Below are 12,016 nucleotides of genomic sequence, written 5' to 3' on the forward strand. Positions count from 1 at the left end.
CTCAACACCTTAAACAAATTTAAAACGTGCATGACAGGGTGCAAACAGCAGGAGAAACCAACACTAAATTGGCATATTCATCACATCGCGATAGGCATCTACTAATTTATTACGCACCTGCACCATTGCCTGAAATGACACAGACGCTTTCTGCGAGGCGATCATCACATCGGTAATATCCACACCGGCCACACCGCGCTCATAAGCATCCGCCATAGAGCTGGATGTCTTCTGCACTTCATTCACTTTATTCACCGCCTGCGTCATTAAATCGCCGAAACTCGGTGCTTTTGTAGCCCCCTCAACCGGCACAGCGCCGAGGTTGCGCATACCGTTAGGCGTATCACCCACACCTTGCGGGCGCTGAAACACTTGGGTTTGCGCCTTCAAACTACGCATATCGCCCAATAAGCGGTTGATATCTACGCGATCAGTCATGATGAGCCCCTCTTCACTTACGCAATTCACAGTGACAATTATTTGGCATTAATGCCGCCAAACCGTCTTTGCAGGAGAAATTGCACAAAACAGGCCAACCTTTGCCGCATGGCAAACACTTGCCCAAGCTGCCTGCGCGTTAATCAATTTGTCGCGTTTTTTTAATCTAATTGTCACTCACCTGGCCTAGCATCAAGCCAGCTTCCAACCTATCAAGGAGTTTTTCATGAACAACATGAACGCGCTGAGTGAACAGGAACTGATCGACAATGCCATGGCCAGTTTTATCGCCGACGTAGTCGTATCAAAATCTAAAAAACAACAGCTGCGCCGCAACATGGAATGCCGCCGCAAGCTGGAAGAAAAAAAGGAAGAAAGAAAGTTGCGGCGGGAAACCTGTGAATATGAGTTTGAGTATTTACATTAACCTTACGTCGCGGGCTTCCAAGCGAGCCTTGGAAGCCAAGCCAAAGCCCAGTAAAACAGATCGCTAATCCTTAATTTACCGTGCAGAACAAGTATTCCCTCCCTCTATCACCAACTCATAATCCCCCAATCAAGAAATTCCCTTGGCGCCCCTCCCTCACTGTGGGAAAATGCGCGACCTCAGACTTATACCCTTCTCATTTACTACACAGGTAATTAGCGCCCATGTCCGCACTTGTATTGGATGGCAAAGCCCTTGCCGAAAAAACTGAACAGGAACTCTCTGCTCGTATCGCCGCGCTAAAGGCGCGCAGCAATGGCCAAACGCCTATTTTGGCCACCATTCTGGTGGGCGATGACCCGGCTTCTGCAACCTACGTAAAAATGAAAGGCAATGCTTGCACCCGTATCGGGATGGAATCATTAAAAGTGGAGATGCCTTCATCTACCACCACCGAGCAATTGCTCGCCAAAATTCAGGAATTGAACAACAACCCGAATGTGCACGGCATTTTGTTGCAGCATCCGGTTCCACACCAAATTGATGAGCGCCTGTGTTTTGATGCAATCAGCGCCGAAAAAGATGTAGACGGCGTAACCTGTTTAGGTTTTGGCCGTATGAGCATGGGCGAAGAAGCCTATGGCTGCGCAACACCAAAGGGCATTATGCGCTTGCTGGAAGCGTACGGAATTGAACTCGCTGGCAAACATGCCGTTGTAGTAGGCCGCAGCCCAATTTTAGGTAAACCAATGGCGCTGATGCTGCTCAATGCCAATGCGACTGTAACTATCTGCCATTCGCGCACCCAAAATTTACCGGCATTAATTAAACAGGCCGATATTTTGGTCGGCGCGGTGGGCAAACCGGAATTTATTAAAGCCGAGTGGATTAAAGATGGCGCTGTAGTGGTTGATGCTGGTTATCACCCTGGCGGTGTAGGCGATATTGAATTGAAACCACTGGTCGATCGCGTTGCTGCATACACACCGGTTCCCGGCGGTGTTGGCCCAATGACGATCAATACCCTGATCTACCAAACCGTAGATTCAGGCGAAAAGAAAATCGGTTAATGCTTTAGCTGTCACCGTTTGTGTCGTTGTAAGCGTTGTTGGTTGTAGGGTTTGTATCGCTATTTAACTTTTAAGGAGTAAAGATCAAATGCGTAAATTTATTTTTTTAGGTAGCTTGTTGGCAGTGAGCATGTCTGCCACAGCAAATGATGCTATTAAATACAGTTGCACTTTGAACAATGCAGCGCGCGTTATTGAGGTTGTTTATGCCTCATCCGATAGACCCGTGCCCTGTTCGGTTAGTTACACCAAAGATGGCACAAGCCAAACGCTGTGGAACTATGAAAACACGGAAGGCCAGTGCGAAGCCAAAGCAGCAGAATTTGCCGAAAAGCAAAACAGCTGGGGTTTCAACTGCAGCGACAAAGCAAGCAGCGAGACAACTGAAGCGACAGCAAGCGCACAATAGTTTTTAGAGTTTTACGCTTCACACACAAAAGCAGGCACTCGCCTGCTTTTGTTTTTATAGTCCAGATAATTACCAAGCAAAACCAACCTACAAGCCAATGCAATGACTGACATACTGCCGATCATTTACCGCGATGAATATCTGGTTGCCATCAATAAACCGGGCGGTTTATTAGTGCATCGCAGCGAAATTGATCGCCACGAAACCCGCTTTGCGGTGCAGTTATTGCGCGATCAAATCGGCCAAATGGTTTACCCCATTCATCGCTTGGATAAACCCACTTCTGGCGTTTTAGTGTTTGCCCTCTCGTCAGAAATCGCGCGGCAACTCGGAGATATTTTTTCTCGCCACGCCGTGACCAAAACCTATGTCGCATTAGTGCGCGGCTTCGCGCCAGAGCAAGGTATTATTGATCATCCACTCGTTGAGGAGTTGGATAAATACACCGACAAAAAAGCGCGCGCAAACAAACCAGCGCAAGAGGCCATTACCGAATTCAACAGGCTAGCGCAGATCGAATTTCCATTCAGTATCGATAAGTATCCCTGCACCCGCTATTCACTGGTGCAATGCAAACCCAAGACCGGGCGCAAGCATCAAATTCGCCGCCATTTAAAACATATTAGCCACCCGATTATTGGCGATGCAAAACACGGCAAAGGCAATCACAACCGTTTTTTTCAAGAAAAATTTACCTGCTCAGGCCTAATGTTGGCATCAACCAACATGGAGTTTGTTCATCCGGTTACGCAAGAAATACTTTCACTGACTGCACCACTTGCAGCACAATTCACCCAGATTATTCACCAATTTGGCTGGGCAGATGCTCTACCCGCCGATTGGCTTACCGCTAAGGATTATTAATGCGTCTCGACAAATTTCTCAGCCAGAATAGCGACTCATCGCGCTCACTGATCCAACAGGCAATCAAAGCCGGTAGAGTCTGCGTGAATAATGTGACCGCCAAAAAAGGCGATCAAAGATTACAGGGCGATGAAGTTATTACGCTCGATGGAAATATCGTAGAAGCATTTAAAACGCGCTACCTCATGCTGCATAAACCAGCGGGTTATGTGTGCGCCAATAGCGACAGTGACTACCCAGTGGTGGTGGATTTAATTCGCCTGCCGCGCTGGCAAGAATTACAAATTGTGGGGCGACTGGATATAGATACCACGGGATTGGTGCTACTGACCGATGATGGCCAATGGAATCATCGCATCACCTCGCCGCGCCATGAGTGCAATAAAATCTATCGCGTTACTACCGCCAACCCCATCAGCGCTGAAACTGCTGAACTTTTTGCCGCAGGGGTGCAACTACACGGCGAAAAAGCAGCCACTCGCCCGGCACACTTGGAATTAATTTCCAGCCATGAAGCACGCTTAACCATTCATGAAGGTAAATACCACCAAGTTAAACGCATGTTTGCTGCTGCGGGAAATTTGGTGGTAGCGCTCCATCGCGAAAGTATCGGTAACATTCAATTAGATCCTGCATTAGCGCCTGGTGAATATCGCCCCCTAACGCAAGCAGAAATTATGAGCGTAACGCCATGAACGATTTACCTTTAAATTGGATCACTCAGGTGCTAACCAATACGCGCGCCGAAAGCGATGCACGTTTTCTCTGGTGTACCGATGAAAATGCACTCAATACCCTGCCTGCTGCATTGCATCAAGAACAATTATTAGTGCTCACCAATCGTTGGGATGTTGCCGAGCAAGCCAAAACGCGCGGCTTCACCACCGAATTCAATGATTTTGATTGCAGTGCAATTACGGACAACAGTCTCGATAAAATTTTCTATCGCATATCCAAAGAAAAACCCATAGTTCATCACCTGCTCAATCAAGCTTGGCGCTGCCTGAAGCCAGGCGGGGAATTATTATTGGCCGGCTATAAAAATGAAGGCACTAAAACTTATATCGAAAAAGTCGCCAAGCTGATGGGCTGCGGAAAAAATAGCGAAAAAAATGGCCCCGTTTATTCCGCCATACTGAGCAAGTACACCGACTATGATTCAACCCAATTGTTGGATGATAGCGATTACCGGCAGCCGCGGGCGATTGCACAGAATGCAGATCTATCCCTATTAAGCAAGCCCGGCTTATTCGGCTGGAATAAGGTAGATGCAGGCAGCGCATTGCTGATCGAACAACTCCAACACTTATCGCCACCAGCAACACCCTTTACCTGCTGTGTGGATCTAGGCTGTGGTTATGGCTATCTCACTATGGCGGCGGCCAAGCTCGATATCTGCCAAAACATCTCGCACTGGGTGTTGACTGACAACAACGCAGCCGCCCTGCAATTAGCGCAGCAAAACCTATTAAACAATCAGTTAACCGGCGAAGTGATTGCTGCCGATGCAGGCAAAGGCATCCGTACTAAAGCCGATCTCCTGCTGTGTAACCCGCCCTTTCATCAAGGGTTTGGCATAGATGGCGATCTGACCGACAAGTTTCTGCACAGCGCCAAACACCTCTTGGCACCGCACGGAGTGGCACTTTTTGTGGTGAACCAATTTATCCCACTGGAGCGCAAAGCAGCGCCCTTGTTCAGTCAAATCAAACTGGTGCTTGATAATGGCAGCTTCAAAGTTATCCAATTAGGGCTTTAAACTCGCAGGTCAGAATACAGCCAACACAAACCAGCTGACCGGCTTATTTTGCACACGGTGAATACAGCTTGCAGAATTAATAAACAGCATTGAATTTGTTGAGGTTTTTTTACCGGAAAAGTTACTCAAAAGGGCTAAAAGCGGTTGACCTACCAAAACCTCACCTATATTATGCGCACCACTTCCACAGAGGAAGTCACCGATCCGCCTTAGCTCAGTCGGTAGAGCAAATGACTGTTAATCATTGGGTCGCTGGTTCGAGTCCAGCAGGCGGAGCCAAATTTAAGTAAAAAGGTCGCATTTATGCGGCCTTTTTTATGCCTGTATTTTTTATCGGCTTGCATTCACTACCCACCTTGAACGGAGAACCCTATGTTTACAGTTAACGAATACTTTGGTGGCGCAGTTAAATCCATCGCATTCCAAACCGAAACCCTGCCAGCGACCATCGGTGTAATGGCCAAGGGCGATTACGAATTCGGCACCAGCCAGAAAGAATATATGACCGTTGTTAGCGGTAGCCTGACCGTTGTACTGCCAGGCAGCGATAAAGCAGAAACCTTTGCTGCTGGCCAAACCTTTATTGTTGAAGCTAATCAACGCTTCAAAGTATCTGCAGATGTTGAAACTTCCTACTTGTGCAAATACGAGTAAGTCGATTCTTAGCCGCAGATTAAAAAAAGGCGCTTCGGCGTCTTTTTTGTTTTTGTCTTAGAGGAAAAAGTGAGGCAAAACACAATATTCGTTATTAAAACGGTTGACCGTTATTTTTTGTCTCTATATCATGCGCGCCTCTTCTGCGATATGAAGAGCACAATTCCGCCTTAGCTCAGTCGGTAGAGCAAACGACTGTTAATCGTTGGGTCGCTGGTTCGAGTCCAGCAGGCGGAGCCAAATTTAAAAGAAAAAGGCCGCACTGAGTGCGGCCTTTTTCTTTTTCCGAGAATCAAAATCCAGCCGCGATTACTCATCCCCCTCCTCTGCACAAGCTGTGAATATCACATTGGGTTGATCGAAAAAATCATCGAGACGCTCCAACAAACAAGTATCACTCCCCAATACCGAATGGGCGATTTTTTCTCGCACGCGCAATTGGCTATGCGGCCATTGCTGATGCATTGCTCGCGCCCAGCTCACCGGTGTAATTGGGTCCAATGCTCCCGCAAGCATTAAGGTTGGTATTTGCGGTGATACACGCACCAATGGCGATTCACTGGGCAAATGATGACAGAGCTGATACCGCCACTGATCGCGGGTATAGGCTTGCAATAAGGGATACTTAATTAAAGCCGCCATATAATCAGCCTCTGCCAGCACCGGATTATCCGCACAATCCACTGCAGTAAAGGTCAAACTATTAAAGTCAGCGGTCATGCTGTGGTTAATATAAGGTTCAATTAAAGGTTTTAGTAAATATGCATCGCGCATATTGACTGCTCTCATTGCATCGATAATCACCGGCCAATCACTCGGGGTATAAACAGCGGAAAAACTGGCCGATAAAAAACGATGATCATTCACCACAAAATTAACCGGCGCCTCACCATCCCAACGTTTGACGGTAATAGTCATTGGATGTGTTTGTAACTTGTGCAGTGTTTGCATAAACAATTCGGCCAACGTAGCTGTGGATGCATCTAATTCCTTAATACATTCTAGTTGCGCACTACAACCGTTAAAAAACTGTTTCATCCCATCGTCCAATACCTTTGGCCAGGTTTGTACGCCACCAAAACCAGCGGGATAAACAGAATCCAGCACCATCGATTTTAATTTAGCTGTTTGCGGGGCCAGCTGTTCTTGCCGGGCGATTTCCAGCGCTAGCCGCGTACCGTAGGAAACGCCGAGGATATTCCACTGCTGATAATCAAGTTGCGCCATGAGCGCGCGAATATCCTGCGCGGATTTTTGCGTGCTGAAATTGCGGTAATCCAATTGTGGATTTATTTGTGCAGCAGTAGAAAAACACTGCGCTGCCACCTGATATCCTTGGGATAATTCATCTTCCAGCGCACTGTTTTGTCGCAGCAACTGTTGATTAAATTGATTGTATTCACTGCACACCATCGCTGGTTGACTGCGGCCAGTGCCGCGTGTATCGATTAAAATCAAATCGCGTTTTGTGTTGCTATAACGCAGCCAATTCAACCAATTTTTTATTCCATCGCTATGCAAACGTGCACTCGCACCCGGCCCGCCTTGCAGATACACAATGGGATCAGCGCGGCGCTGTTCGGCATCGTTGTGCAAAATCACCACTGATAAACGAAATTTGGCTGGCGTTTGCAATTCACCGCAGCTAATTGTTGCAGTCCAATCAGCATCAAACCAACAGCTTTTTTTGATAAATTTATATTCATCATTAGCGACTGATTTTTCTGCTGTGGCAAATAAGGGAAAACAATAGATCGCCAGTGCCGCCAATAACGCCAATAACGCCAACACACTGGTTACGCCAAGGCTGATTAACAATCGCATCAGGTTTGACCGCCTTGACGTACAGTAGACGACAGCTGTGGCCAGAGCAACAACCAGGGCTCTCGCCACTCCTGCAGTGCAGCAGAAAACATATCATCGCTAAATAATTCACCTTCACGTGGCAGCTCGGTAAACCGATACTGTTTTTCACCCAATGAAAAGGCGAGGCTGTACGCGTGCAAATAACAGCGATCGCAAGCTGCACTTTGAGTCGCATCACCATAGAGCGAATCCCCCCTAATAGGTGCACCGATACTTTTTAACGCAACGCGAATTTGATGTGTTTTGCCGGTGTGAGGTTTCACCATAAATAAACGCCGCCCAGCACTAATACTTTTGCTAAAAAATTGGGTGACGGCAGGATTTTCTTGTGTGTTGAGCAATTTCCACGCACCGCGCCGTGCGGGTGCCATATCGCCTTTTATTAAGCCTTGTTTTTTATTCGGTTTTTTTTCACTGATCGCAAGATAATATTTTTGCACCCTGCGCTGACTAAAGGCATCACACAGCTGCCGATTTATGTCCGGTGTTTTAGCCATGACCAATAAACCTGATGTCACCTTATCAAGGCGATGCACGGGAAACAGCTCCGTGAAACTCTCTTTTTGTTTCACTGTTTCGAACAAACCTAATTCACCGGATTCGCTGTGGAAATTGATGCCCGGTTTTTTATAAATCACCACAAATTCCGGATTATTTTCAACAATGTCATACATAAAAAGTGGCTCAATTAACGATGCAACGCAGGGTAACAGCCGGAGATTATTTCAGCTATAAGATTATTTTGGCTATAAAAAGCCACGACTTGTTACTTATCAAACTAATGAATGGCTAGCGACAAAAGTGAGCCTGACTATAATCAATTCAGGTGTCCGCTTCGGTTGTCGTAATGACGGGTTTTCCCTAAGAGCGCTTATCTCAGTGCTCCATGTTTTGAGTTGTGCCCAGCTTTTTGCTTAGGCAAAAGCGCCAGAGGCCAAGCAAACAAACCAATCACCAACAGCCGGCGGACACCTTTTTTATTCCCTCATTTCCTGTTTGTCGCCCTGCCCTCTATAATTCCGCGCTCTTTCTGCCTGCTGCAATCACTGTTATGAATGACACCACTGAACGCTATCGCCAACAACATAAGCTACGCTTGAGCTATATGCCCTGGCTTTATGCGAACCTGAAGCCCAACCATCGCAGCTGGGCGCAAGCCTGGCAAGAAGAATGGCAAGCCTATTTGATGGCAATGGAAACCATCGAGATCGGCAACAACTGTTTTATCGCCCCAGAAGCCAAATTATTTGCTGAACCCGGCCGAGCCATCGTCATTGGTGATAACTCTTATATCGCGGCCGATTGCGTATTACATGGCCCGATCACACTGGGCCGCTCTGTGTCGATTAATCACCATGTGAGCCTCGATGGCGGCCGCAAAGGCATTTATATCGGCGATAACACACGTATCGCAGCCTATAGCTATGCCTACGCGTTTAATCACGGCATGGATGAGCAAATGCTAATCAAGGATCAACCGGTCAGCTCGCAAGGTATTCAAATAGGCAAGGATGTGTGGATTGGCGCTAACACAGGTATAGTGGATGGCGTGATTATTGGTGACCATGCGGTGATCGGTATGGGCAGTGTAGTGACCAAACCCGTAGCCGATCACACCAAAGCAGCCGGCAACCCCGCCCGCGTAGTTGGCAGCCGCATAGCCGGTAAGTGAGCATCGGGTGGTGCAGAGCAGCGCCGCCTAGATGAACTAGAATCAAATGACTTCAGGATATTAGGTTCGGCATGCACTATTACTTTCGCTATTTCACTCTTCTGCTAAGCCTGATGTTGACGCCCTCAGTCAGCGCCATGCAAGTGTTGAAAGTGTTGGCGTGGGATGGATATGCCGACGCCGATTTAATCCAAGAGTTCGAGCAACGCCATCAAACAAAGGTAGCATTAACGCTTGTCTACTCCGATGACGAGCTCTGGAGTAAAGTCACCGAAGCCACCAACGGTGACTACGACATAATTGCGGTCAATACTGCCGAGTTGCAGCGATATATCCAAAAAGGTCTGGTACGAGCGATTGATACAGAAAAAATTTCCAACCTGGCACTGCAACTTCCGCGTTTTCAACAGCGAAAAGCCATTCCCGGGTTGATTAAAAATGAACAGACCTTTGCGATTCCCTATACCTATTCTGAAATGGGGCTTATTTACAACCGCAAATTAATCGAGCGCCCGCCCGAAAGTATCAATGCATTATGGGAGTCAGCTTACGCAGGCAAAGTGCTGGCATTTAATACCAGCAATCACAATTTTACTCTGGCCGCACTCGGGTTGGGCATGGAAAATCCATTCAATCAATCGCCCGAACAATTACAACAATCTGCGCGTCGTCTGGTCGAATTGCGCCGCAACTTGTTGACCTTTTATTCATCGCCACAAGAAGCGGTTAAATTATTCAAGACCCATGAAATAGCACTGATTTACGCGAACTACGGCAGCCAACAGTTAAAGGCCCTACTGGATGCTGGCGCAGATGTAGGTTACGCAATGCCAAAAGATGGCACCCTCGCATGGCTAGACTGTTGGGCCGTAGGTGAACATGCAGGGCCGCTTGCGGAACAGTGGATTAATTTTATGTTGGAAGAAAAACCCAGCCGCCGCTTAACCAATACGCAGGGGCTAGCAAATACCACACAGGAATCAGTCACACACAACGCAGAAAAAATCATCTGGCTTGAGCCTGTTGAAAACGCAGATGCACGTGTCAGTTTATGGGAGCAAATTATTTCCGGCGATGTCATGGAGCGGTTTTAATGATGGGATCAAGGATTGTCATTAAACTCACCATCTTAATTGGGTTGCTTAGTATTTTGAGTGCCGGAATCAGCGTATATTTCACTTACACCCATAGCAGAACACTGCTCATTCAATCCGCCAAAGATAAATTAGCCACTGCAACAGCAGTACTGGCTAATCGTTACTCGTTTTTTATTAGCGATATCGCAAAAGATTTATTATTTATTGCACAACTTCCGGCAATTGAAGAAATTGCTACCAGTAAATCACCGCAGGCCTCACAACAACGCAAACGATTGGCTTATGCATTATCCGGTTTTCTTCGCTCACATGAAGAATACAATCAAGTGCGGTTAATTGGCGCGCAAGATTTTGGCCGAGAATTAGTGCGTGTGGATAAAGCGCACAACAATGTCCACGTTGTTGATGGCATAGCGTTACAAGAAAAGGCCCATTTCTCCTATGTTTACAACACCCTGCAACTCAAACCGGGTGAAATATTTGTATCGCGAATTCGTCTAAATAAAGAGCGCGGATTACTGGATGGTTACGGTAAGCCCAGTGTCATTGTCGCCACTCCGATTTACACCGCCAACAACACCGTGTTTGGCATTATTGTCATTAATGTCGATCTCGGAAAAATGTTTGAATTGATTAAAACTGATATTCCCGACGGGATTGATGTGATCGCCACCAATTCAACTGGCGACTATATTTTGCATCCTGACGCTAAAAAAACTTTTGGTTTTGACAAAGATATACGCACCCTAATACAAGATGACATTGCTATTACGCAACACATCTTTTCCGGTGAATATTCCAGTCTGGTGAGTGAAATTCCAGACTTGCACTCAGCTGATAAACGCGCGGTCATCTCCCTCACCAAGGTTCCTTTTGCTACTCAATCAGAAGAGAAATATATAGTCCTGGGCTTAATCAGCAACCTTGATTCTGTATTAAACGACAGCCGTCAGTTAGGGATTACCAGCCTAGAAATTTCGCTTATATTCGGCATAGTATTTGTTCTACTATCGCTTATTCTTGCACGAAAAATCACCACACCCCTGCAGCGTATGGCAACCACTTTTGCACGTTTTAAACAGGGCGACCCAGTACCCGAACTGAGTCTTAATCGCAATGATGAGCTCGGCCTACTCGCGCGGAACTTTTCGATTATGGCGAAAAAATTAAACGCACAACTTCTAGAACTGAATACCCAACGCCAGTATTTACACAAAGTCGCACACCACGATTCTCTGACCGGATTACCTAATCGCATCTTGCTGGAAGACCGTATTGAACAAGCATTAATTAGCGCACGACGCGACAAAGCTGAAATCGCCGTTATGCTGGTGGACCTAGACGAATTCAAACCGGTTAACGACAAGTATGGTCACGATATTGGCGATAAGCTTTTGCAGGAGTGTGCGGCGCGCATGTTAACCTGCATTCGTGAGACAGATACAGTCGCACGCTACGGCGGCGATGAATTTATGATTATCATTTCTGCACGGGATTTAATGCTGCGTGGCTTAAGTGCTCGTCATGTCAGCCGACAAGTCGCGGACAAAATTCGCACAGCGCTCAGCCAACCCTTTAAAATTGAAAAATTTTCCCTGACCATTTCCTGCAGCATAGGTATCGCGCTCTACCCACAAGAGGGAGAAGACAAAAACACGCTGATCAAACATGCAGACTTGGCCATGTACTACGCAAAATCGGCTGGGCGAAATAACGTTAAACTTTATACTGATCTTCAAATCGACTAGGAACAGATAAGA

Annotated in this window: 13 protein-coding genes and 2 tRNA genes; 12 read left to right on the top strand and 3 right to left on the bottom strand. The window is 46.9% G+C overall.

What is annotated here, in order from left to right; genetic code table 11:
* Window positions 1–63 precede the first annotated feature (63 nt).
* Window positions 64–438: a flagellar hook-basal body complex protein FliE gene (gene fliE / locus AC2CG4_RS16100; protein WP_484487243.1), complete on the bottom strand. Its 375-nt coding sequence runs from the start codon at window positions 436–438 to the stop codon at window positions 64–66.
* A 226-nt stretch (window positions 439–664) separates the two neighbouring features.
* Here fliE and AC2CG4_RS16105 point away from each other — a divergent pair, with 226 nt between their 5' ends.
* The 9 genes from AC2CG4_RS16105 to AC2CG4_RS16145 all read left to right on the top strand — a co-directional run bounded on the left by AC2CG4_RS16105 (window position 665) and on the right by AC2CG4_RS16145 (window position 5,861).
* On the top strand, window positions 665–865 hold the full coding sequence (locus AC2CG4_RS16105; protein WP_484487244.1) for a PA3496 family putative envelope integrity protein: 201 nt from the start codon (window positions 665–667) through the stop codon (window positions 863–865).
* 224 nt (window positions 866–1,089) lie between these two features.
* Window positions 1,090–1,935, top strand: a complete 846-nt coding sequence (gene folD / locus AC2CG4_RS16110) for a bifunctional methylenetetrahydrofolate dehydrogenase/methenyltetrahydrofolate cyclohydrolase FolD (RefSeq protein ID WP_484487245.1) — start codon at window positions 1,090–1,092, stop codon at window positions 1,933–1,935.
* 88 nt (window positions 1,936–2,023) lie between these two features.
* Complete coding sequence (locus AC2CG4_RS16115; protein WP_484487246.1) at window positions 2,024–2,344, top strand: hypothetical protein; 321 nt, start codon at window positions 2,024–2,026, stop codon at window positions 2,342–2,344.
* 102 nt (window positions 2,345–2,446) lie between these two features.
* A complete protein-coding gene (gene truC, locus AC2CG4_RS16120; RefSeq protein ID WP_484487247.1) occupies window positions 2,447–3,208 on the top strand; it encodes a tRNA pseudouridine(65) synthase TruC in 762 nt (253 codons plus the stop codon).
* On the top strand, window positions 3,208–3,903 hold the full coding sequence (gene rsuA, locus AC2CG4_RS16125) for a 16S rRNA pseudouridine(516) synthase RsuA (protein WP_484487248.1): 696 nt from the start codon (window positions 3,208–3,210) through the stop codon (window positions 3,901–3,903). Before truC ends, rsuA begins: the two co-directional genes overlap by 1 nt.
* Window positions 3,900–4,967, top strand: coding sequence for a class I SAM-dependent methyltransferase (locus AC2CG4_RS16130; protein ID WP_484487249.1), 1,068 nt, complete (start codon window positions 3,900–3,902; stop codon window positions 4,965–4,967). The genes rsuA and AC2CG4_RS16130 overlap by 4 nt, the downstream gene beginning before the upstream one ends.
* Before the next feature lie 203 nt (window positions 4,968–5,170).
* Window positions 5,171–5,246: transfer RNA gene (locus tag AC2CG4_RS16135), tRNA-Asn, on the top strand.
* A 93-nt stretch (window positions 5,247–5,339) separates the two neighbouring features.
* Window positions 5,340–5,621 carry a pyrimidine/purine nucleoside phosphorylase gene (gene ppnP, locus AC2CG4_RS16140; RefSeq protein WP_062067075.1) on the top strand — a complete coding sequence of 94 codons (282 nt, stop codon included), beginning with the start codon at window positions 5,340–5,342 and terminating at the stop codon, window positions 5,619–5,621.
* Between the two features lie 164 nt (window positions 5,622–5,785).
* Window positions 5,786–5,861, top strand: a tRNA-Asn gene (locus AC2CG4_RS16145).
* A gap of 69 nt (window positions 5,862–5,930) precedes the next feature.
* Here AC2CG4_RS16145 and AC2CG4_RS16150 read toward each other — a convergent pair.
* A complete protein-coding gene (locus AC2CG4_RS16150; RefSeq protein ID WP_484487250.1) occupies window positions 5,931–7,445 on the bottom strand; it encodes an alpha/beta fold hydrolase in 1,515 nt (504 codons plus the stop codon).
* Window positions 7,445–8,161: a TIGR01621 family pseudouridine synthase gene (locus AC2CG4_RS16155; protein ID WP_484487251.1), complete on the bottom strand. Its 717-nt coding sequence runs from the start codon at window positions 8,159–8,161 to the stop codon at window positions 7,445–7,447. The genes AC2CG4_RS16150 and AC2CG4_RS16155 overlap by 1 nt, the downstream gene beginning before the upstream one ends.
* A 377-nt stretch (window positions 8,162–8,538) precedes the next feature.
* Here AC2CG4_RS16155 and AC2CG4_RS16160 point away from each other — a divergent pair, with 377 nt between their 5' ends.
* The 3 genes from AC2CG4_RS16160 (at window position 8,539) to AC2CG4_RS16170 (ending at window position 12,004) form a co-directional block, all read left to right on the top strand.
* Window positions 8,539–9,159 (top strand): acyltransferase, encoded by a 621-nt coding sequence (locus AC2CG4_RS16160; protein ID WP_484487252.1) that lies wholly within the window; start codon window positions 8,539–8,541, stop codon window positions 9,157–9,159.
* Window positions 9,160–9,230: 71 nt separating this feature from the next.
* On the top strand, window positions 9,231–10,253 hold the full coding sequence (locus tag AC2CG4_RS16165) for an extracellular solute-binding protein (protein ID WP_484487253.1): 1,023 nt from the start codon (window positions 9,231–9,233) through the stop codon (window positions 10,251–10,253).
* Window positions 10,253–12,004, top strand: a complete 1,752-nt coding sequence (locus tag AC2CG4_RS16170) for a diguanylate cyclase domain-containing protein (RefSeq protein ID WP_484487254.1) — start codon at window positions 10,253–10,255, stop codon at window positions 12,002–12,004. The genes AC2CG4_RS16165 and AC2CG4_RS16170 overlap by 1 nt, the downstream gene beginning before the upstream one ends.
* Window positions 12,005–12,016 lie beyond the last annotated feature (12 nt).

The sequence above is a fragment of the Cellvibrio sp. ATLC23 genome, assembly GCF_057196725.1.

Coding starts and splice junctions, on each gene's coding strand:
- AC2CG4_RS16150 (WP_484487250.1), bottom strand. CDS start 7,445: ATGCGATTGTTAATCAGCCTTGGCGTAACCAGTGTGTTGGCGTTATTG.
- AC2CG4_RS16130 (WP_484487249.1), top strand. CDS start 3,900: ATGAACGATTTACCTTTAAATTGGATCACTCAGGTGCTAACCAATACG.
- folD (WP_484487245.1), top strand. CDS start 1,090: ATGTCCGCACTTGTATTGGATGGCAAAGCCCTTGCCGAAAAAACTGAA.
- AC2CG4_RS16170 (WP_484487254.1), top strand. CDS start 10,253: ATGATGGGATCAAGGATTGTCATTAAACTCACCATCTTAATTGGGTTG.
- ppnP (WP_062067075.1), top strand. CDS start 5,340: ATGTTTACAGTTAACGAATACTTTGGTGGCGCAGTTAAATCCATCGCA.
- AC2CG4_RS16155 (WP_484487251.1), bottom strand. CDS start 8,161: ATGTATGACATTGTTGAAAATAATCCGGAATTTGTGGTGATTTATAAA.
- AC2CG4_RS16165 (WP_484487253.1), top strand. CDS start 9,231: ATGCACTATTACTTTCGCTATTTCACTCTTCTGCTAAGCCTGATGTTG.
- AC2CG4_RS16105 (WP_484487244.1), top strand. CDS start 665: ATGAACAACATGAACGCGCTGAGTGAACAGGAACTGATCGACAATGCC.
- truC (WP_484487247.1), top strand. CDS start 2,447: ATGACTGACATACTGCCGATCATTTACCGCGATGAATATCTGGTTGCC.
- AC2CG4_RS16160 (WP_484487252.1), top strand. CDS start 8,539: ATGAATGACACCACTGAACGCTATCGCCAACAACATAAGCTACGCTTG.
- fliE (WP_484487243.1), bottom strand. CDS start 438: ATGACTGATCGCGTAGATATCAACCGCTTATTGGGCGATATGCGTAGT.
- AC2CG4_RS16115 (WP_484487246.1), top strand. CDS start 2,024: ATGCGTAAATTTATTTTTTTAGGTAGCTTGTTGGCAGTGAGCATGTCT.
- rsuA (WP_484487248.1), top strand. CDS start 3,208: ATGCGTCTCGACAAATTTCTCAGCCAGAATAGCGACTCATCGCGCTCA.